Below are 23,533 nucleotides of genomic sequence, written 5' to 3'. Positions count from 1 at the left end.
TTGATTAGTTAATCAGCAATTTAGCTGTCTGTATAAAATTTTTATTTGAGAATCTTACAATATAAAGTCCTTTATTGTATCCTGATAAGTTAATAGATTTAGTACAATCAAACTGATTACAATCTTCAAGTTCTTCGCTAAAAATAATCTGTCCTTGGAGGTTGATAATATCAAGCTGCATGTTTTTTTCCTGTGTATTAAATTTAATATTGAATTGCCCTTTGGTAGGGTTGGGATACATATAAATTCCAATTTTATTTAAATCTTCAATGCCCACATTACAGGATATAACCGTTACGATAATTTCATCAAAAGCTGCACATCCGTTCTGGGTAGCAATCAAACGTATAGTATCTGTGCCAACTCCAGCTATTGCTCCGGATATAACAGTTGTATAACTGGTACTTCCGTTCGACCAGAGATAATTATCAAAACCTTGTGGTACAGTGAGTGTTAATGATGCATCTTTACATATCGTGGTATCATTTCCTAAAAAGATATTTGGAGAAGCATAAACATTGGTCGTTCGAACAGTGTTGCTCAAGCATCCATTATCATTTACTAAACTATAACTTATGTTGTGGGTTCCAACCCCAGCTATTGAAGGATAAAAAATATTGTTGCTGATACCGGGTCCTTCAAATACTCCACCGCCAGGAGTGCCTTCAAGTAAACTTGCAGGATTTGTACTACAGTATACATTTGATAATCCCGAAAAACTAATTGGGGCAGTTTCGGCAATAAATATTTTTACGGTATCTGTGTTGGAACAGCCATAATCATCGTAAACAGTAACAGAATAGTTGGTATTCGCAGTTGCACAGACATAATTTGATGCACCCTGGGTTCCATTGTTCCAAGTGTAGTCAACTCCCCCACTTGCCGTAAGAATGATGCAGTCTCCTGAACAAATCGTCGTATCCATTCCTGCATTTGCAATTGGTTTAGGACGAACATTTACCCTAACGGTATCGCTCGCGTAACAACCATTTGAATTTCCTCCAACCAAAACATAGTAGTTAGTTGTATCTAAAGGGCTGACATTTATTTGGCGTGTATTATAACCTGCTATTGTAGCAGTATCGTCTGAGGTCCATAAATAAGTAAAGCCACCACTTGCGATTAAAGTTGCCGTGCCACCTATACAAATTGTTGTATCAAGACCAGCTTTTGCATTGGTAGCATACTTGTGGCTTACCTTAACACTATCGGTAACACTGCATCCATTCAAATTAAATGTTTTTACAAGATATGTTGTTTGCTCGCTAGGGCAAACAACGATTGAATCTGCTGTTCCAATAAGAGTGGTATCTCCTGATTTGGTCCATCGGTATGTATTTCCTCCTGAAGCGTATAAGGTAACACAACTATTTATGCAGATACTGGTATCATTTGAAACTACAAGGGTAGGAAGTGGCAAAACATTTACCGTAACACTATCTTTCCCTGAACAACCTGCTGTATTTAATACATTAACAATATATTTTGTTGTAATTGTTGGACAGACTTGAATGCTAGCAGTGGTTGCTCCCGTGCTCCATAAATATGAAGAGCCTCCTGATGCAGTCAAACTTATACAATCATTGATACAAATACTTGTATCGGATTTTAAAGAGATAGTTGGTACTCCTAAAACAGTAACAGTAACACTATCGATGGCACTGCAGTTTTTGTCATTTGTAACAGTAACATAATAGGTTGTGGTTACATTCGGGCAGACCTGAATTGAGTTCGTTGTTTGTCCTGAACTCCATGCATATTGATAGCCACCACTAGCTGTAAGTGTGACGCATTTTGTTTGACAAATTGCGGTGTCGTTTGATAATTGAATAATAGGTTTGGGATAAGTGTGAATAGTAATGGTGTCATTATCAATACACCCAAAAGCATTTGTCACCTTAACGGAATATGTCTTAGTTGAATCAGGGCAGGCAATTTTTAATGGTGTGGTTTCACCTGTATTCCACAAATAATTTCTCCCACCCGATGCAACAATATTTACACAAGAATTAACACAAACGGTGTCCTTTGAGGCTACTAATGTGGCAAATTCATTACTAACCACAAGGACCATTTTGGAATCACTGGAATAGCAGCCTTGATTGTTATAAACCGTAACAGAATATTGTGTGTGTTGTGTTGGACTGACTTGAATGCTTTGTGTTATTTCCCCGGTGCTCCATTCATAAGAAACGCCTAATGGTGCAGTAATAGTTATGGTATCACCTAAACAAATAACTGTATCATTGCCCAGAGAGAAACTGCAATTGCACCATCCATCGGGTAGAACAGCACCGGGAATGGCACATAAACGATTTCGAAAATTTTGCATTGTTTGTCCCGGGTCAAGCATGTTTAAATAATCCATAGCGATTAAAACATCATAATTTGATTGAGATGATTCAGCTTTGCTTACATAAGTTTCTGCATTAACTGTTTTTGAAACTACGACTTTTCCATCCCAGTTTAAATTGATCATCCCACTTGTATATCCAATTCCTTTATAAGAATTATTTACACCACCGTTAACACTAATTCCGGTAATTTTAACATTAGCATTAATCAGCAAGCTTAGTGCGTAATAACGAAGATCGGTAGGCAGTGTACCATTGAAAGTAATCAATAGCTGATTTCCTAAAACTTCTGTGTTAATTGTTACATTCTTACTTACGGTCAGATAATCTAATACTTCTTCTTCAGAGGTCATCCAAATATTATCGGTACTATCTTTGCCGTATTTAGTTGCAATATAATCGATATAAAATTTAAAAACATCAAAAGAATATCCAGTGCTTCCGCCTGTAACGGATTTATTATAAACAGAGACCCAGTTGTTTAACGAGTAACTACTGTGGGCATTTAAAGAATCGGCTAGCTTACCTAAGCTTTCGGTCCCAATTAAATTAGTCCTTCCCATTTTTAAACTATCAATATCAGTAATTGTTGAAGGATTTGTGACATCAAGATAGGGAACTCCATAAACATATGGACGGTATGCTGCATCGTATCCAAGGTTAAAAGCAGGGCTGGAAAAAGCAATATTTCCTTGTGGGTTAACTAATATTTTCGATTCGATACCATTATTGGTAGCTGCTTGTGTTTTAAGTTTTAAATAACTGTGATTACGCCCAATCAGATAATCTATATTACCGGTATCAGCAGAGGTCAGCCCCTGATTATAAATTCCCCAACCCGCTTGATATAGTTCAATGATTTCGGGCCAGGTCAGATACGTTGCTGCATAAGCCCCACTAGGGTTGTGTAAATCTGTATCCTTAGCATCATTCATTGAAAATATTGATGTGCTCATTTTAAAGGGAATAGGTATGCTATTGCAACCATTCGTGTAAAATTTCCCGGGATAGGTAACATTATTAATAGTTCCTCCATTCAAATATTTAAACGCATGGGAATAAACATCTTTATTTGCACCTTCGAGATGATAACTTAGTGCAAAATGTTTATTGTATTTTAAACCGGCTTTAGTAATAGTGGCATTTGGAATGCTGTCAAAAGTTATGACAATACTGCTTATCCCAACATTTTGAGCAAACAAATTTTGGTTCAAACTCAAAAATGTGAGAGTGAAAAGAATTAATTTTATCAATGCAAGCAAATTTTTCATTGACCTTCCGTTTTAATTAAAGTTATACCCTCGTGAATTTAATAAATCCCGCCATCGATTTGATTTATATTTTTCACCCGAACCTATATTGAATCCAATCATAAACTCATGCACCGCAGAAGGATTGGCAAGCACTCCTTGGCTGGCAAATTCATAAGTATAATTTAAACTTAACTGCTTTGTTAAGTTGCCCCCTAAGTTAATACCTAATTTACCTGAATTACGATACATAAATCCTGCCCAAAAGTTATCTTTGTAAATTGTAAGTAAAGATACGTCATATTGATACGGTGAATCTTTTATTGAACGATAAACAAAGAAGGGTTGTAAATTCCAATTATAGTTCAGCCTAAAATCATATGTGATGTGTGCAATGAGTTGAGGCTTAATAACAAGTAAATTATTCCCGCTTCCGACAGCATATGCATCTTCACTTACAAACAAGTAAGGAGCTGTAAAGCCGAAATTACCATCCCGCCAACGGAAAATTAAACTGCTTCCGGCATTAAGTGAGGTTCCTGTTAGTTGACTGTTTCCAATCAAAATCGGGTCGTTAGGGTCAGATACAATTGCTCCATTTAAATTAATAGAATTTTGAAACAAACCACCCCAGAGGCTAAAATATAATTGTTGAGTTGGGCCGATGGGAAGGTGATAAGTATAACTAAATTCTGCTTTAAAGACCTTAGAAATATCAGTTTGATCACTAATTACTTCTCCTCCTAACCAAACTCTTTCAGAGACAGGGAAATAGGTGTTAATGGTGGCAGTTTTGGGACCTCCCTGAATATCACCCCATTCTTTACGGTAAGTTAAAAATACTTTAGAATCTTCATTATAACCTGCAAAGGCTGGAGATAACAAATAAGGATTGGTAAGGTATTGGCTTGTTAATGGTAATTGCTGTGCCATGAGTTGAGCCCCATGAACAAAAAATATAATGTATAATATTTTAATCACATTCTTCATATCGGAATAATAGCTATCGTATTATTGAAATTGCCCCCTTTATCACATCAGCATCCTTATCACATTTAAGAATATAGTAATAAGTTCCTTCAGGTAAGGGTTTTCCATTAATAGTTCCCGTCCAATCATTAATATAATTAGTGTCTGAAAAAACTTCTATACCAGACCTATTGTAAATATTTACTGCACATGGTCGTCGTTTTTCAATGTGAAAAATCTCCCATCTATCGTTATAACCATCACCGTTAGGTGTGATCAGGTTCATGATCCCGATTCTATCATTGACAATAATCGTAAAAGATTTTGCACTTGAACAACCATTTTTTGAAACCTCAACTGTATAGGTTCCACCTCGTGTAATTATTATGGAATTACTAATTGCTCCGGTTGACCATATCGCCTGATCAAAATCTCCAATAGCAGTAACAGTTACACTTTCACCTTCAGTGAACTCAGTTGGTCCACTAAACTCAAGAGTAAACTCCGGGAGGGGTTTAATACTTACATTTTTTGTAATGGTGTGAGAACACCCAAAAGAAGAGTTTACAATCAAGGTCACGTTGTAGATACCGGGTGAAGAATAGATGTGTATAGGGTTGCTTACATTCGACCATGCGCTCCCATCTCCAAATTTCCAGATAAAATCGGCGATGTCATCAGCTCTTATAACACTCAAATTTGTGAACTCAGTATAAGTGCCAACACAGGTATTGCTGGTCGAAAAATTAGCCGTTGGCAATTCAGCCACAACAACCTGACGGTAAATTGACATTGCTAAGCCCGATTGGGTTACAATCCGCAAGCCCACAACATGTATTCCGGGAGTTGTAAAAAGATAATTTATAGAATTTCCGGATGCATCGTTAAAAATCCCATCACTATTGAAATCCCAATTAGTACTAACAATGACATCAGAGCTTGTTGAGGTATTTGTAAACTTTGTAGTACCACCAATACAAACAATTGTAGAAGTAAAATTCGCATTTAATTCATGAACAATTTCAATCTCCTTGGTAAAAACATAAGATTGAAGCGATCGAACCGTTATACGCAATCCAACGGTATATGTACCAATAGCCGCGTAGACAAACCTAACTGTATCGCCCCATCCGTTATTATAAACACCATTTCCTGTCAAGTCCCAGGCAACAGTAATTACCTCCTCATCAATAACAGATTTGTTAACAAAAACAGTTTCTTTTCCAACAAAACCATTTGAATATTCAAAATCCAAGGTTTGGGCAAAAATACCTGTAACTGAAAAGCAGATAAAAAGAAGTACAAAATACAATTTTTTCATTAATTGCTAATAAGTATGTGTCAGATAAAAATCAGATTTATAATCAATAAGATAGACTTCGACCTAATTTACGCTTTGATAAAAATAGGTTATTAAGTATCATGATAAAAGAAAAAAAACATTGAGTTTTCAACATGTTGCGACCCTAAACTCTAAAAGAAAATTTAAAATTACTAATATCAAGGAAACATTTGTTAAATTTATTTCAATCTTATTTTATATCTTGAGGCCCGGATATGGATGACTTTTTTTTCATAGTGGATGAGAATCCATTACTTAGTTTTAAACTTAATAATATCGTTAAAACCAATCTTGCTAAAACGATTGTTGTTGAGAAGTTTGAAGACTTATTTGGCAAACTTTTAAATCTTCATCCAAGGCTGATACTTATTAATAAGAGCATACTTAATGAGGGTAATTTCAGGCTTGTTCGAAAGCTTAAAAGTATACAAGGGTACTTACCTATTATTGTTGTTTATTCAGTTGATGCTATTTTAGAGAAATCTCAGGTATCGTTGATGAAGGTTGGAGTGGATGGTTTTATACACAATTTGGATAATCCGCATTGGGTTATTTTGTATCTGAAATCACTTCTTGGCATTCAAAAATCAAAAAAAACGGAAGAAAACAGTGATCAAAAATATCGCATGCTGTTTGAAACCATGTTTAGTGCATATGCACTTCATGAAATAATTGTCGATGAGGAAAACAATCCGGTAAATTATCGTTATCTCGAAGTTAATCCGGCTTTTGAAAGAATTACTGGGTTAAAAGCAAATTATGTTGTTGGTAAAACGATTTTAGAATTATTCCCAGCCACTAATATGAGCACCATCCAAACTTATGGGGAGGTTGCACTTTTAGGTGAGAAAATTCAATTCGAGCAATTCTCACAGGATCATCAGAAATATTTTGAAGTAGTAGCTTTTAGTCCTAAAAAAGGACAATTCTCAACGATTTTTATTGATATAACACAGTACAAAGATGCATTGCGAATGGTTCAAAATTCGGAGAAAGAGCTCAAAGAATTAAATGCTACAAAAGATAAGTTTTTTTCAATAGTTGCACATGATTTGAAAAATCCTTTTCAGGGTATTTTGGGTTTTGTAGAGCTATTGCATAACGACTTGGAAGAGTTTGATGAAAAAGAACTTAAGCTTGTGATTGGACAAATTAAGGAAGCAACAGAAAGCGCCTATGACCTGGTACTGAACCTGCTTGAATGGTCGAGGTTGCAATTGAACAGAGTTACGTTCAATCCAAGTGTATTAAATCTACAAGATATTGCCTCTCGTGAAGTGTTGACCTTAAATGCTCAAGCAAACGCGAAACGGATTACATTACAATCAGAACTCTCAGATGACGAATGTGTTTTTGCTGATGAAAATATGATTGGAATGGTATTGCGGAATCTGATTTCAAACGCTATTAAGTTTACGAATGAAGGTGGTGAGATAATTATCCGTTCAAATTTACTTCCAAAATTTATTGATGTTGAGATAAAAGATAATGGCATTGGAATTAACCAGGAAAATATCCAGAAATTATTTAAAGTGAACCAGCAGGTTGTAGTTCAGGGAACTGCCAAAGAAAAAGGAACCGGACTTGGACTAATACTTTGTAAAGAGTTTATCGAGAAAAATAAAGGCAAAATTTGGGTTGAAAGCAGATTGGGAAGTGGTAGTAGTTTTCACGTTTTGCTTCCTTCCTGTGATCCAAATAACGAATTGTAGAAATTCTCTTTACTTTTAACTAATATTGCAAAAACTTTATTGATGATAAAATCATTGGTTAACATATTAATAATTGTCCTTTTAATAGCTTGTTATCCTACAAGACAAACAACCGGAATATCATCATCTCAGCTAAATATTGTGATCAATGACAATAAACCCATTATAGCAGGTAAACCAATTTCAATCATAGTAAAGAATATGTATTCGAAGAGTATTATAATCTATTATCCCGAAAAATTACTCATTGAAAAACTTGAAGATGGAGATTGGCGTAAAATCAAGATTCTCCAATGTCCGTGTGATGCTCCTTGTCAGGCTTCAATTGATATTGCTGAGTTACATCCCGGTGGCGAAATTGAATTAGTTTGGGATCAAATGGAGAGTTGGTGTGGACCTAAATTGGATGAACACATTCGAAAGTCAATTTATCAGAGGGTTGAGAAAGGTCAATATAGAGTGAGGATCAATTACAAAACCGAAGGGGAGGGAGACAAAACGAGTTATAAAAGTTTTACATTATACTAAATGAAACTGAAGAAAATCATATTTACATTGTTATTCATACTTGTTTTTCAAATTGGATACACTCAAGATTGGCAACAAAAATTTGAAGAATTAAAAAGTAGAAAAAGTGAGTTGACCTTTTTTGATATTCAAGATGCATTTAATGAATACTGGAAACCATTTAATGTAAAGAACGGAAAATATATCAGGAATGGAGAAGAAATTAAGGCCCCGGGCTGGAAGTTGTTTAAGCGATGGGAGTGGTATTGGGAATCAAGAGTAGATCTTGAAACCGGAGAATTTCCCGAAACTACAACTGAAAAGGAATGGGAGAAATATAAATCTTCATCTAATTTTTCACAACTAAAAAGCTCAAATGGAAGTTGGACAAGCATGGGTCCGGTCAACTCTGATGGTGGCTATGCAGGAATTGGTCGAATTAATTGTATTTCATTTCATCCGACAGATACAAATACTTATTGGGTTGGAGCACCCAGCGGAGGGCTGTGGAAAACAACCGATGATGGTAATAGTTGGACAGCTTTAACCGATAATAACAATGTTTTAGGGGTTAGTGATATTGCAATTCCATCAGATTATGCAACTTCAAATACTTTATATATAGCAACAGGTGATAGGGATGGTGGATCTGCCCATACATTAGGTGGAGGAAATAGTGGGGATAACAATACCATTGGATTTCTAAAATCTACAAATGGAGGCAGCACATGGTCTTCAGCTGGTTCTTTTAATCTATCGGCCGGCTATTTATCAGGATTTTTGCGCATACATCCAAAAAATAATTCAGTATTGTATGGAGGGATTAGTAATGCGGTTTATAAAACCACAGATGGTGCAACTACATGGGGAACATACATATATAGAGATTCCAGTTATGTAATCGACATGGAATTTCATCCAACAAATCCTGATACTTTGTATATTGCATCAAAAGGGAGTCGACCAAAAATAACTAGAAGTCTTGATGGGGGAGTTACTTGGACAGTAAGACAGGCTTTTGAATCAACAGATAGAAGAATAGAATTAGCAGTCAGCCCCAATGCGCCTTCGATGGTATATGCTGCCGTTACTAATTCCGGCGGTGGTTTGTCGGGCATTTATCGATCACTTGATAATGGAGAAACCTTTGATAAAATATTTGATGGTGCTGTTAGTGGTCATAGCATTATGGGATACTATAGTGATGGAAGCGGAAATAATACAGGCCAGGGTTGGTATGATCTTGCATTAGCTGTTTCCCCTACAGACGCAAATACTTTATATTTAGGTGGGATTAATACATGGAAATCCATCGATGGTGGGGTAAGCTGGACTATAAATAATATGTGGACAGATCATTCGAATTATAATAAGGCTGTCCCCAAGGCACCAGAGGTTCATGCAGATAAACACGTGTTAAAGTTTCAAAGTCCATATACCCTTTTTGAAGGTAATGACGGAGGAATATACAAAAGCACCAATGGAGGAGCCAGTTGGACTGATCTAACAAATGGGATGACCATTAGTCAAATTTATCGTTTAGGTGTATCCGCAACATCACTCAATACAGTAATTACAGGTCTACAAGATAATGGATCTAAACTTTTCCATAACGGAACTTGGTATGATGTAAAAGGAGGCGATGGAATGGAATGTTTAATTGATTATACGAATCAGAATATTCAGTATGCTACCTATATTGATGGACAAATTGCACGAACAACAAATCTTTGGGCTACGGCTACTGATATTTACAAAAATATTGGAGATGGTACCTTGGAAGGACATTGGGTAACTCCATTTTTAATTGACCCGGTTGATCACAATACAATTTATGTTGGATATCAGGATGTTTGGAAATCAACGGATTTGGGTGACAGTTTTGTTAATATTTCTTCCATCAACACATCTAATAATATCAGATCAATGGCCATTGCGCCTTCCAACAACAAGGTGATGTATGTTGCTGATCAATCTCGATTATGGGTTACCACTAATGGTGGGAATACGTGGGCTGATGTAACCGGAAACTTACCCACAAGAATAACTTATTTGGCCGTTCATGCCAATGATCCAAATACCGTTTGGGCAACCCTTGGAGGATATACCGGAAATCAAGTTTATGAATCAACCAGCGGAGGAACAACCTGGACCAATATTTCAACAGGATTACCCAGCTTGCCAGCGTTTAGCATTGTTCAAAACAAGTATGCACTTACTAAAAATCAGTTATATGTTGGAACTGATCGTGGAGTTTATTTTAAAGATGGAACAGCAAATTGGACATTATTTAATACTGGGCTACCAAATGTAATGGTTACAGAACTCGATATTTATTATAATTCATCAAGTCCTGATAGTAGTATACTATTTGCTTCTACTTATGGCAGGGGTTTGTGGAAATCTGATTTAAAAGAAATTCCAATATTATCAGTTGACGCAAGTATCTTGGAAATTGTGCTTCCAAAAGAAAAAACCTATTGCATGGAAACTAAAATTAGCCCAACAATTATTGTTAAAAATAATGGAACAAATAATATTACCAGCTTTATATTATCATATAATATCAATGGCGGAGCTCCGATATCTTATTCATGGACGGGATCGTTGGCAAAAGGGAAAATTGATACAATAACCTTTGCCGAAATTTCACTCCTTGTTGGCACTTATACATTTAATGCATCATTATCAAACATAAACGGCGGTTTAGACGAAGTAAGTATAAACAATAATAAGTCTATAAATTACACCATTGTTTCGGGTAATTATACTTATCCTATTACCGAAGGATTTAATTCATCAAGTATCCCTGTTTGTTGGACAGAGGAAATAGTAAGAGATTTGGGTGGTGTAGCACCGAAGCTTACTTATGTTGGTGCAAGCACAAACCCTACACAAACACCTTATGAGGGTACTCATATGGTAAAATTTAATTCAGATGATTGTGAAAGAGGAGATCAGATTCGTTTGATCAGCCCTGCATATTCATCTGAGGGGAAATCCAACATTACGGTTAGTTTCCAATGGAGCGAGAGTGCCACATACAGCAATCAGGATAGTTTAACCGTTCAATGGTCAACTAATGGTATATCTTGGAATTATGGTAAAACATTTATAAGATATAACAATGCTAATCCCGGATGGGAATCCAAGACCTTTACTTTGCCGGTTGATGCCGAAAACAAAACATCCCTTTATATTGCCTTCCTGTTTACTGCCGATTATGGGATAAACTGTTATTTTGATAATTTTAAAATTACTGTTCAGGAACCTGCTGCTGCTACAATAACAACAGGGGTTATTAGTGGAAGTCCATTTAATATTTCATCCACTACAGGCACCAGCATAAATGTACCATTTACTTCCACGGGAACTTACACCTCAAACCAATACAAAACTTACCTGTCAAATGCCAGTGGCAGTTTTACCAATGAAGTTGAGATAGGCTCTTTAACATCTGATGCTAATTCAGGAACAATCCAGGCTAGTATTCCGGCAGGCACTTCAGCGGGTACCTCTTATAAAGTAAGAGTAAAATCAAGTAATCCTGTTATTATTGGATCTGAGAGTAGTTCCTTTGAAATTAGAACTACAACTTCATCCATCACCTTAGGTTCAATATCCGGGTCGCCCTTTGTTGTTTCAAAAATATTAGGAAAAGTAATCAATATCCCATTTACAATTTCGGGCGGCTTCACAGCTAACACCTTTACCGCATTCTTATCTAATAAAAATGGCGAATTTAGCACCGAAACGCAAATTGGGACTTTAGTTTCAAATAATAGTGGTGTTTTGATGGGAATTATTCCTACCAATACCCCTAGTGGCGAAGCCTACAAAGCTAGAATAAAATCGAGCAATCCAGTTATAACAAGTTTGGAAAGTGCAGCTTTTAGCATTGTTTTGGACACTATCGGTCCAACGGTCACGGTAACTTCAAATGTTGCAAACCCGACCAATGTTTCACCAATTGATGTTTCAATTGTTTTTAGTGAACAGGTTAGTGGTTTTGATATATCGAAAATAACGGTTGTAAACGCTACAAAAAATCAGTTTACATTACTTGGTAATTCTTCATTTTCTGTTAAATTGAGCCCAATTGTTGATGGAATTGTTAGTGCAAGCGTTGCTCAGGGTGTTGCTTTTGATGCGCTTGGCAATCCAAATTCAGCATCTCAACCATGGAATACTAATTATATTAGGGCTTTAGGAATTGAAGATTTATTAAAGGAAGGAATCTTAATATTTCCAAATCCTGCAAGTAATGTATTAAACATTAAATTTGAAAAAATCCGGAAAATGGTAATGCTGAATGTGATTGGTTTAGATGGAAGGCTTTACCATTCAATCGAATTATTAAATTCAAATAATTATCAATTGGATATTTCGAATCTAGCAAAAGGAATGTACATCATACGGATGATTACTGAAGAGAATGTTATTAATGCCCAACTTATTAAGCAATAAGGCTAAAATTGAGGCATTGTTTAAAGGCAAAGAATCGTGTAGAATGACGCTTATTTTTAAGTAATATTTATAAAATAAAATTATCGTGCCCAAACATTCATTGATTTTCAACAGAAGCGACATTCAATCATTGATGTCGCTTACAGAACATATAGAAGTTGTAGAAAATGCATTCAGGTTGTACGCTGAAGGAGAAGTCTTAAGTCCGGGTCTGCTTCATTTTGATTCGGGAAATGGTGAATTTCATATTAAAGTCGGTGGGTTAAAATTTCCTAAAGTTTATTTCGGTTTAAAAAGTAATGGAGGCTTTTTCCAGAATAAAGCAAAATATGGTCTTCCAAATATTCAAGGATTAATCTTACTTCATGATGGTGAAAACGGATTTCCTTTGGCCATTTTTGAATCAGGCGATATTACTATAAAAAGAACCGGGGCAGCAACGGCTGTTGCCGCAAAATATCTTGCATTAGAAGATGCTGATAATGTTACTATTTGTGGGTGTGGAATTCAGGGGCAAATTCAATTGGAGTCGATTATGCAGGTGCGAAGCATCAAAAGAGTATTTGCTTATGACAAGAATGAAGAAGCGATGACCAACTATATCGAAAAAATGTCGGGTAAACTGAAAATTGAGGTTTTACCGGTATCAGACTTAGGAGAAGCCATTTTGCAAAGTCAAATTTGTGTTTGTTGTACTCCTTCCAAAGAAGCTTTTATCAAAAATGAATATATTCATGAGGGACTATTTATTGCTGCTGTTGGAGCTGATAGCCCTGAAAAGCAAGAATTAGATCCTCAAATTTTGGCAGACCATAAAGTTGTTGCCGATATTTTAGTACAATGTGTTGAAGTTGGAGAAATTCACCATGCTATTCATGCAGGCTTGATGAGCAAAGAAGACATTTATTCAGAACTTGGAGATATCATTATTGGCAAGAAAAAAGGCAGGGAATCCCATAAGGAAGTAATCATTTATGATGCTACCGGAACGGCTCTTCAGGATGTAGCTGCAGCTGCATTTATTTATGAAAAAGCCATAAAACAAAATATTGGATACCCATTTCAGTTTCCTGCATAAAATTTGTTTTGATAAATTAAGATATAAGACGTTAGACTTTAGATATTAGACAAAAAGAAGATTCACAAGATTCAAGACACAAGATCAATTTAAATTAAAGACGGTTAGACGCTAGACGTTAGACATTATATATCAGATACTTAAAAATACCTACCTTTGCAAGTTTAACTTCCATTTTCTAACTTCTAACTTCTAACTGATCTAACGTCTTATTAGCTCAAAAGGCTAAATTTCTGACATAATGAACCAATTTCATGAGAAATGCTTAGATCGAACTGAGGTTAAAATAATTTTAAATTTAGGCATTTCGCCTACAATTAAGGCTTATCTGTTGTCATATCTTTATTCAATATTTATGTCTAATACTGTTAGTTATGACGTACATTCTGGCAAAATCAAAAGTACTGACCGATTGCAAATGCTATAGGTGCAGATATACTTCTAAAGTAAAAATCAAATTTTGTCCCAAATGCATTGACGATGGATATCAGATTAGTATGGTTCAAATTATTAAAAAATGAAATTCAATTATCAGGATCTAATTGATCGGTATCATTACAACGAGTTCTCGAAAGAAGAAATGGAGTTATTTTATTTGTCCCTGGAGTTTAATCCTCTGCTTCGCAGCGAATTTAATTTTTACCTAAAGCTCAAATATTTTATTACTGATGGACAAGAAAAAAAGGTTAAGGAATTTCTTTTACAAAATCAAGTAATTTAAAACCTTCCGATCATTGCCATTGGTTCACCAAATGACATAGGTGGCGTAGCAATAATATAAAGAACGATCCCATCAAATGGAGACTTTACTTCCTGTAAGGTATTTCCGAAAAAATCTGTTAAATAACCTACAAGTTCGCCTTTTTGAACATGATCGCCCCTTGAAACAATTGGATAGTAAAGTCCGGCTTCATGCTCAGAAGTGATGATTTTAAATTCTTGTACCCAAACTGATTCAAAATCCAACTTAGGTTCGCCGGCAAGCATTTTAAGGTGTTTTAAAATATTATAGCTGCCTTTCATAATTGCATTAATATCTTCTTCTGCAGTTCCACCAAGTTTGCCTGCTTCTATTGATATTGCAGGCTTACCTCTCAATAGGGCAGTATTGCTAACATACAAAGAATTAATTACATCTTTGGTTCTATTTGTTTCATGAACAATAACCTTCAGATTGAAATTTATAGCCAGTTGCTTTGATCTATTATCTACCTCCGGATTTCCAATCTCAGTGTAATACAAATACTGCATGAGATCTTCATTCCCGTCTCCACAATGGTTGTCTATTAAATAATCGCATTGATCAATGACTTCCTTTGTGATTTGAAAAGCAATCCGTTCGGAGTTTGTACCATCAACTTTACCGGGAAATACCCGATTGAAGTTTTTCCAATCATATGGATTATAATACACCGTTCTCTTTAAAAAAGAGGGTACATTCGCAACATGCACGATAATTACTTTTCCGGAGATACTGTTAGGATCTAATAGTTGCGATAGTTTAGTCATTGCCAATACCGGTGGATATTCGTATCCATGCACTCCTGCAACAAGTGCGAGAGTAGGTCCGGCTTTTACCCCGTTAATCAAAGTGATTGGAACCTTAACGATGTCGCTGTCTGCGCCGGCAGGCACAATGATATAGCCGCTTATTTTTTCACCCGACCTAGCGGTAACTTCCCCAACGGTAATAGGATTTTGGGCAAAACATGAAATGCTTATGCTGCCAATCAGAAATAATAAAAATAGTTTTTTAGATAGTTTTATCATTAGAATCTCCTTTTTAGTTAGGTTAATATGCGTAGTGAATTTACAAATTATTTTCTGAAAGAAGTTTAATTTCGTGATCAATAAATTAAGAATAGTATTTATTTAAGCATTCTTTCAATCATTTTTGCAATAGCCAAAGAAGCTGTTAATCCCGGCGATTCAATCCCAATCAAATTAATAAATCCGGAATATCCTTTTTCACTTTCTTCCTGAATATAAAAATCTTTTGTGGACTCTCCTTTCTTTTGTATTTTCGGACGAAGTCCGGCCATTTCAGGGCTTAAATCTTCTAATTCAAGAAAAGGTAAAAATCGTTTTACCGAATTGTAAAAAACTTCTTTTCGTGCGATATCAACTTTATAATCATAAAGGTTTTCATCCAGATAAATGGCATCAGGGCCTAGCTTTGCACCTCTGCCTAAATCAATTGTCACATGTATTCCCAGAGCAATTAAGTTTGGATCCGGAACGGGATAAACCAAATGGTTTAGCAAACGGTTTTTGGGTGGATTGATACTGAAATATTGTCCTTTGCAAAACTGGATTCTTAATTCTTCACTCTTAATACCAATCATTTCAGCAACAAGATCAGATTCGAGTCCGGCCGAATTAATTACATATTCTGAAGTGAACGAATAGGATGTTCCATCGGGTTCAAGCAAAGAAATTTCATAACCCTGTTCCAGCTTTTTCATTGCCTTAACAACTGTTCCATAAACCATTTCAGCCCCATTATTTAAAGCCATCGTTTCCAATCGTTTCATGTATGAATGTGATTCGATAATTCCGGTTGATGGCGAAAACAAAGCTTTTAAAGCAAAAATATTGGGCTCCAGATTTGCAATTTCTTCCTGATTCAAAAAGATTAAATCATCAACGCCATTTTCGTTGGCTTTTTGTTTGATTTCATTTAAAATAGGGATTTCCCCCTCGGTTGTTGCGACGATTAGTTTCCCGCATTTTTTATGAGGAATTTCGTATTGTTCACAAAACTGATAAAGCAATTTTTTGCCTTCCACACAAAGATTTGCCCTTAAGCTGTTTTTGGGATAATAAATTCCGGCATGGATTACTTCACTGTTCCGGCTACTGGTTTCTTGCCCAAAGAGTTTGTTTCGTTCAATAACTAAAACGGAATTATAGTTTTCAGAAAGTTTGGCGGCAATTGCCAATCCAACCACTCCGGCACCTATAATGGTAATTTTTGAATCGAACATTGTGTTGTTTTTAATGGGTCAAATTTAACAAAAAGTAGCAATTAATAAGCGTTAGGTTTGATTCAATGATCAATACTTCTAAATTTAATGGGATACTAACACCTTTGTAAAAACCGAAAGTTTCCAATTTATGATTATCTTTAAGGACTTATTAACGGAATTTTGTATACTAAAGATTTGCTATGTTATAATACTTCATTTTATCATAATGAAAGAGAGGAAATACTTTGAACTTAAAAAAACTACAAAAGCCTGCCAAAGATATGATAGAGAAATTAGATACTTGGCGTGAAGCCATTATTAATGGTTCGCGAGATGCAATTTTCATTTCAGATGTTGATGCTAATTTTATTATGATTAATACCGCTGCTTGTCGGTTGACAGGCTATTCGGAACAAGAATTATTAAAAATGAAAATTCCTGATTTGCACGAAACTCAGGATTTGCAAGCCTTTTTGCTGTTCCACAACAGGATAATAAGTGGGGAGGAAATATTGACGGAATCAAAAATAAAGCAAAAGAATGGTCAAAAAGTCGATGTAGAATTTAATAATACCAGGATTATCATCAATGGCATTCATTACATGCACTCTTCTGCCCGTGACATTACAGAACGTAAACTAGCGGACGATATACTACGAGAAAGTGAAGAAAAGTTTAAAACTATTTTTAATGAATCAACAATCGGTATCGAACTTTACCAGGCAGACGGAAAGCAAATTGCGGCAAACAAGGCCTCTATGGAGATGTTTGGAATACCGGATGTTTCAGAAATCAAGGAGTTTAATCTTTTTGAGGGTACCAGTTTAAACCCTGAAAGACAAAAAAAACTTCGCCAAGGAAAATCTATCTCATATCAGGCAATTTTTAATTTTGAAAAAGTTAAGGAGCTTAAGCAATATAGAACAAATAAAAGTGGAATAGCTCATCTAGACTATATTATAACACCAATATTTGGAACAAAAGAGCATTTAATTAAAGGATATCTGCTGCAAGTTCAGGACATCACCGAACGCAAACGTGCCGAAGAAGAAATATTGGTACTTGCCCATTCTTTAAAAAGTGTAAACGAATGTGTGAGCATTACTGATTTTGAAAACAAAATATTATTTCTCAACGAATCTTTCTTAAAAACATATGGTTACACAGAAGATGAATTGATAGGTAAAACAATGGAGATTGTAGGTTCAATAAAAAATCCAGCACAAATAATCAGGAAAATATTTTTAGCTACTTTGGAAGGTAGTTGGCAGGGTGAATTGATCAATACAAAAAAGAATGGAAGTGAGTTTCCTATATCTCTTTCTACAACTGTAATCAAAGATAAATCTGACAAACCCATAGGTTTAATAGGGGTGGCTTCAGATATTACCGAACGTATAAATAAAGAGAAAGAATTAATTGAGGCTAAAGACAAAGCGGAAGAAAGTGATCGGTTAAAATCAGCCTTTTTAGCGAATATGAGTCATGAAATACGAACCCCGATGAATGGGATACTTGGTTTTGCGCAACTACTAAAAGAACCAAAACTAACAGGAGAAGAACAACAAAAATACATCCATATTATTGAGAAAAGTGGTGAACGGATGCTCAACATTATCAACGACATCATTAATATTTCAAAAGTGGAAGCAGGTCAAATGGAAATATCTTTTACCGAAACAAATATAAACGAACAGATCGAGGATATTTACACTTTTTTTCAACCCGAGATTGAAAAAAAAGGAGTGCAATTTTCTTTTAAAAACAGCTTGCCCTCTAAAAGGTCTATAATTAAAACCGACCGGGAAAAAATATATGCCATTCTTACAAATCTTGTTAAAAATGCCATTAAATTTACGAAAACCGGATCTATTGAATTTGGATATAGGTCGGTAGGGACACCGAATTCGGTGTCCCTACTGGAATTTTTTGTGAAGGATACAGGCACAGGTATTTCTGCCGAAAAAAAAGAAATCATTTTTGAGCGGTTCAGGCAAGGCAATGATTTGTTAAATAAAGGTTATGAAGGTTCCGGATTGGGATTAACCATTTCAAAAGCCTATGTTGAAATGCTGGGTGGAAAAATCTGGGTTGAAAGCGAAGAAGGAGTTGGTTCGGTATTTTACTTTACCGTTCCTTACCATACGAAAACCAAAGAAATCAGTTATTCAAATGAATGGATGTTAGCTAAAGATGAAAATAATCAGCTTTATCCAAAAGTTTCGGGATTGAAAGTTCTGGTTGTAGAAGACGATGAACCATCAGAAATCCTGATAAAAAAAATTATTAAGGACTATAGTAAGGACGTATTAATAGCAAAAAATGGAATTGAAGCCATTGATATTTATCGCAATATTCCTGATCTTGATTTGATATTGATGGATGTGAAAATGCCCACGATGGATGGTTACGAAGCCACCCGAAGAATAAGGCAGTTTAACAAAGAGGTAATCATCATCGCACAAACGGCATATGCAGTTGCGGGAGAAAGAGAAAAAGCCCTAAATGCCGGTTGTAATGATTATATTTCAAAACCGATAAATCGGGTTTTGTTGGCAGAATTAATGCAGAAGTATTTTAATGCTTGATACAAGATAATGATAAACGATAGTGAATTTATAACCTCACGTTAAAATCAGCTATCACCAAATAAAATGAGCGTTCAAATTCTGAATGCCCTTGATCTCCTGATGGTTTTATTAAAGTTAATTTATTGGTGATCCCAGATCGATCCACAATCTCAGTTAAAATCAAGTCTTGATATGTCAAAAAAATGAGTATGTAGAATTTAAAAAACAACTAAAAATTAAATTATTACATTTGAAATGACTAACTAATTACGCTCAAAGGAATAAACCAAATTAGCCTGAAAACTTGTAATCATCCCTTTGATATTTTTTAAATTTTATTTTTAATACAGGATAAACTTTTAATTATTAAAACTATATAAAAAGGAGGCCAAAGTGAATAAAATTGTGCGATCTGTTATTAAAAGCAAACAGGTAATGATAATAATAACTATTATCGGAATGCTGATTCATGCCCCTGCTGCTGTGTCACAGGACTTTTCAACCTATCATAATTATGATGCGATGACTAAAGAGTTGAAACGGCTTGTGAATGAAAACAAGGGCATTGCTAAGATTGAATCTATTGGTAAAACGCTTGAGGGACGAGATCTCTGGGTGATTACAATCGCTAATCCGGAAGCAGTTCCCGTGGCTGAAAGACCGGGTATGTTTATAGGTGCAAATTTTGAGGGCGATCATCTTATTGGAAGTGAAATCTCTCTTTCAATCATAAATCATCTGTTAAAAAATTACACTTCTGATGATGCTGTGAAAAAGAGTATCAATGAGCATGTTTATTACATTATCCCCCGAATGAATCCCGATGCTGCTGAAGGAATGTTTGAGAATATTAAAACAGGCAGAAAAACGAACATGAATGAATATGATGGTGATAATGATGGAAGGATGGATGAGGATGGCCCTGATGATCTGAATAAAGACGGTTATATTACCATGATGAGAGTGAAAGATAAAAATGGGTTGTATATGATCGATAAGGATGAACCAAGGCTCATGAAAAAAGCTGATCCGGCAAAGGGTGAAAGTGGTGGATACGCGATCTACTGGGAAGGAATAGATAATGATAATGATGGATTTATTAATGAGGATGCTAAAGGAGGAACTGATATTAACCGAAACTTTATGCATGATTATCCTTATTTCAAGAATGATGCAGGTAAGCATATGGTAAGTGAAAATGAATCAAGGGCATTGATGGAATGGGTTATTAAACACAGAAATATTGCCATTATGCTGAATTTTGGTGAAAGTGATAATCTGATTGTTCCACCGGGATCAAGAGGGACTTTAAGCTCAGATAAAGGTATCGACCAGATTAATATCGCGAATGAAAGTAATGCTGGTGCTTGCAAAGTTGGGATGGTTAGTACTGAGGTTGCCGGAAGATTTGGTATGTTCAGAATGGGTAGAGGCAATCAGGATCAACAAACTGCTCAACCTACCGGCAGACAAAGACCTGTTATAAGTGCAGAAACTACCTTTAATCTGGCAGATTTGGAGTATTTCAAAAAAGCAGGTGATATTTACAAGGAGTTAACGGGCATAAAAACCCAACCAGCGTTAAGAGATCCAAAGGGTGCATTTTTTCAGTATGGTTATTTTCAGTATGGTGTACTTTCATTTTCTACCCCCGGCTGGGGTATTGATGTAGCAGAAGCGACTAACGAAGAAAGAAGAAGACCGGCAGCTGGCGATGAAAGAGGAGTTGCTCCTCAGGCTGCCATATCTGCTCGGGGAGTTAGAGGAACAGGCGGTAACTCTACAATGCCAGCACCCGGAGCTTCTCAAACTTTAGGTATCGACAAAATTTATCTCAACTGGCTTGATAAAAACAATATTAAGGGATTTGTTGACTGGCAAACATATACTCATCCGGTGCTGGGAGAGGTTGAAATTGGTGGATTCACACCTTATGAGATAAATAATCCGCCTGCATCAAAAATTGTTGAACTTGGCGAAGCTCATGCAAAATTCGCGGTAAAGTTATCAGGTTTATATGCAAAAGTTAAAATTGCCAAAACCGAAGTGATCAACCATGGAGGTGGAATTTTCAGGATTAAAGTTGAAGTTGAAAATGAAGGATTTCTTCCGACTGCCCTGAGCCAGGGGGTAACATCAAGAGCCGTAAGCCCCACCATGGTGCAGTTGGGCGTTAAACCGGAGACGATTATTTCGGGAAATGCCAAAACAAATTTCTTTCAGGCACTGGCCGGTTCAGGTATGCGACAAAAATACGAATGGCTGATCAAAGGAAAATCAGGTGATAAAATTGAACTTATAGTTGTTGCACAGAAGGCAGGAACTGATAAGGTTAATATTACATTGAAATAATAATAAATTCAAAATGGAGGAAATAAAAGTGAAAACTATATATAAAACCTTAGCTTGTGCATTTGTCGTTGTGATAATAACGACAGTTGTTTCACCTGTGTCCTATGGTCAGAAATATGCCTCAGATCCCCAATTCAAGGTAAAGCTTGATTTTAACCGCTGGCATGACGTGAATGAATTGTGGGATGACATGAAAAGGCTTGAAAAGGCTTTTCCAACATTTCTTAAATTGGGATCCGTTGGAAAATCCTATAAAGGACAGGAAATAATGTATATGACAATTAACAATCCTGAAACCGGCCCTGAACTGAGTAAAGCGGCAATGTATATTGATGCCAATATTCACGGTAATGAAATACAAGGAAGTGAAATTTGTTTGTATACGATCTGGTATCTGATGGAGAATTATGGAAGGATAGATAAAATAACACAGCTTGTCGATGAAAGAGTATTTTATATTTTTCCTTCGGTTAATCCCGATGGTCGTCAGTACTTTATGGAAGGTGACGGAGGAGGAGCCCGATCCGGTCATGTTCCGGTAGACGCTGATAATGATGGTCTTTATGATGAAGACGGGCCAAACGACCTTAACGGTAACGGAGTAATTGAACAAATAAGAGTGTATGTTCCCGGAAAAGGGAATATGCGAATCAGTACAAGGGATAATAGAATTATGGAACCGGTAGGTTTTGGAGAAACTGGTGATTATATCATTCTTGGATTAGAAGGAATTGATGATGATGGGGATGGTTTGGTTAATGAAGATGGACCCGGAGGTTATGATCCGAACAGAAACTGGGCAGTCGATTGGCAGCCTAATTATGTACAGGGCGGTGCTATGGAATTCCCATTTCAATTACCTGAAGCAAATGCGATAAATAAATTCTTAATGGCTCATCCAAATATTGCCGGAGTGCAGGCTTATCATAATTCCGGTGGAATGATATTGCGTGGACCGGGTGCTGAAGCATTGGGAGAGTATCCGGCTTCTGATGTCAAATTTTATGATGAACTTGGAAAGAATGGAGAGCGGATGTTACCATTTTACCGCTATATAGTTATTTGGAGCGGATTATATACTGTTCATGGTGGTTTTATTGACTGGACCAGTGACGGACTGGGTATTATCTCCTTCTCAAATGAACTATGGAGTGGAAGACAATATTATACAAGTGAAGAATTACAGAAGCAAACACTGGATCCTAACAGCCCAATCTCAGGGCAAGGAGGTGATTTGTTTTTTGATGATTATCTTGAATTTAGGGATGAGTATGTTGACTGGAAAGAATTTGATCATCCTGATTATGGAAAAGTTGAGATGGGAGGTCGCTGGAAAAAAACAAGAGGAAGGATTCCTCCAAGGTTTATGAACGAAGAACTTGCTCATAGGAATATGGCGTTTACGCTTTATCAGGCAGATGAAATGCCAATGATGAATATGGGTGACTATAAAGTGGAGAAGATAGGAAGTGATGTTTACAAGGTTAGGATTGAGTTTAGCAACCCGAAAGTGGCTCCTACTATTACTGCAAAAGCGGCACAGAATAATGTTGTGAGGCCAGACCTGCTTACTCTTGAAGGTAATGTTGATATTATTTCTGCCAGTTGGATCAATGATGCAAAAACATTTGATTATCTGAATCCAATCACACAGGAAATTGATCAGCATGATTTGAAACGGATTATGATCAGAAATGGTCATCCGGGAAAAACAAGCCGAACCATTCAATATTTAGTGAAGGGTTCAGGGAAAGTTACTGTTAAATACGATTCAGTAAAAGGCGGTACAATAAGTACTTCCTTTGAGGTGAAATGAAAAAAAGGGTGTGTCGTCCTAAAAAAAGTTTACAGATTAAACATTTAAAGTTACTGATTTTTTATAATAGTTTTTCCATCTTCTTTTTAGTTTTCCTGATGTTAAATGTGCTTGTTCAGGAGTCAGCATATTACAGCTAAGATGCGG

Annotated in this window: 13 protein-coding genes; 8 read left to right on the top strand and 5 right to left on the bottom strand. The window is 36.0% G+C overall.

Annotation, left to right across the window (positions count from 1 at the left end):
- Positions 1-4: 4 nt before the first annotated feature.
- Genes KKG99_14435 through KKG99_14425 form a run of 3 tightly spaced genes read right to left on the bottom strand, consistent with a single transcriptional unit; the run spans position 5 to position 5,894 of the window.
- Positions 5-3,625, bottom strand: a complete 3,621-nt coding sequence (locus tag KKG99_14435) for a T9SS type A sorting domain-containing protein (protein MBU1014192.1) — start codon at positions 3,623-3,625, stop codon at positions 5-7.
- Positions 3,626-3,637: 12 nt separating this feature from the next.
- A complete protein-coding gene (locus tag KKG99_14430; protein MBU1014191.1) occupies positions 3,638-4,594 on the bottom strand; it encodes a PorP/SprF family type IX secretion system membrane protein in 957 nt (318 codons plus the stop codon).
- 13 nt (positions 4,595-4,607) lie between these two features.
- Positions 4,608-5,894: a gliding motility-associated C-terminal domain-containing protein gene (locus KKG99_14425; protein MBU1014190.1), complete on the bottom strand. Its 1,287-nt coding sequence runs from the start codon at positions 5,892-5,894 to the stop codon at positions 4,608-4,610.
- 236 nt (positions 5,895-6,130) lie between these two features.
- Here KKG99_14425 and KKG99_14420 point away from each other — a divergent pair, with 236 nt between their 5' ends.
- From KKG99_14420 to KKG99_14400, 5 genes are all read left to right on the top strand, one after another.
- On the top strand, positions 6,131-7,627 hold the full coding sequence (locus KKG99_14420; GenBank protein ID MBU1014189.1) for a PAS domain-containing sensor histidine kinase: 1,497 nt from the start codon (positions 6,131-6,133) through the stop codon (positions 7,625-7,627).
- A gap of 42 nt (positions 7,628-7,669) precedes the next feature.
- On the top strand, positions 7,670-8,155 hold the full coding sequence (locus KKG99_14415) for a hypothetical protein (GenBank protein ID MBU1014188.1): 486 nt from the start codon (positions 7,670-7,672) through the stop codon (positions 8,153-8,155).
- A complete protein-coding gene (locus KKG99_14410; protein ID MBU1014187.1) occupies positions 8,156-12,601 on the top strand; it encodes a T9SS type A sorting domain-containing protein in 4,446 nt (1,481 codons plus the stop codon).
- Positions 12,602-12,686: 85 nt separating this feature from the next.
- Positions 12,687-13,679, top strand: coding sequence for an ornithine cyclodeaminase family protein (locus tag KKG99_14405; protein ID MBU1014186.1), 993 nt, complete (start codon positions 12,687-12,689; stop codon positions 13,677-13,679).
- A gap of 517 nt (positions 13,680-14,196) precedes the next feature.
- Positions 14,197-14,400 (top strand): hypothetical protein, encoded by a 204-nt coding sequence (locus KKG99_14400; GenBank protein MBU1014185.1) that lies wholly within the window; start codon positions 14,197-14,199, stop codon positions 14,398-14,400.
- Here the strand turns inward: KKG99_14400 and KKG99_14395 are convergent.
- Both KKG99_14395 and KKG99_14390 read right to left on the bottom strand, forming a co-directional pair.
- Entirely contained in the window at positions 14,397-15,449 is a 1,053-nt protein-coding gene (locus KKG99_14395) for a succinylglutamate desuccinylase/aspartoacylase family protein (GenBank protein MBU1014184.1), read from the bottom strand. The genes KKG99_14400 and KKG99_14395 overlap by 4 nt on opposite strands.
- 98 nt (positions 15,450-15,547) lie before the next feature.
- Positions 15,548-16,666 (bottom strand): NAD(P)/FAD-dependent oxidoreductase, encoded by a 1,119-nt coding sequence (locus tag KKG99_14390; protein ID MBU1014183.1) that lies wholly within the window; start codon positions 16,664-16,666, stop codon positions 15,548-15,550.
- A 263-nt stretch (positions 16,667-16,929) separates the two neighbouring features.
- On the opposite strand from KKG99_14390, the gene KKG99_14385 reads away from it, so the two are divergent.
- From KKG99_14385 to KKG99_14375, 3 genes are all read left to right on the top strand, one after another.
- Positions 16,930-19,236, top strand: a complete 2,307-nt coding sequence (locus tag KKG99_14385) for a PAS domain S-box protein (GenBank protein ID MBU1014182.1) — start codon at positions 16,930-16,932, stop codon at positions 19,234-19,236.
- Between the two features lie 417 nt (positions 19,237-19,653).
- Entirely contained in the window at positions 19,654-21,570 is a 1,917-nt protein-coding gene (locus tag KKG99_14380) for a hypothetical protein (protein MBU1014181.1), read from the top strand.
- A gap of 28 nt (positions 21,571-21,598) precedes the next feature.
- Entirely contained in the window at positions 21,599-23,386 is a 1,788-nt protein-coding gene (locus KKG99_14375; GenBank protein ID MBU1014180.1) for a peptidase M14, read from the top strand.
- Positions 23,387-23,533: the final 147 nt, after the last annotated feature.

This window comes from Bacteroidota bacterium, from assembly GCA_018816945.1.
Classification (GTDB): Bacteria; Bacteroidota; Bacteroidia; order Bacteroidales.
This window is presented reverse-complemented; position numbering and strand designations above follow the sequence as displayed.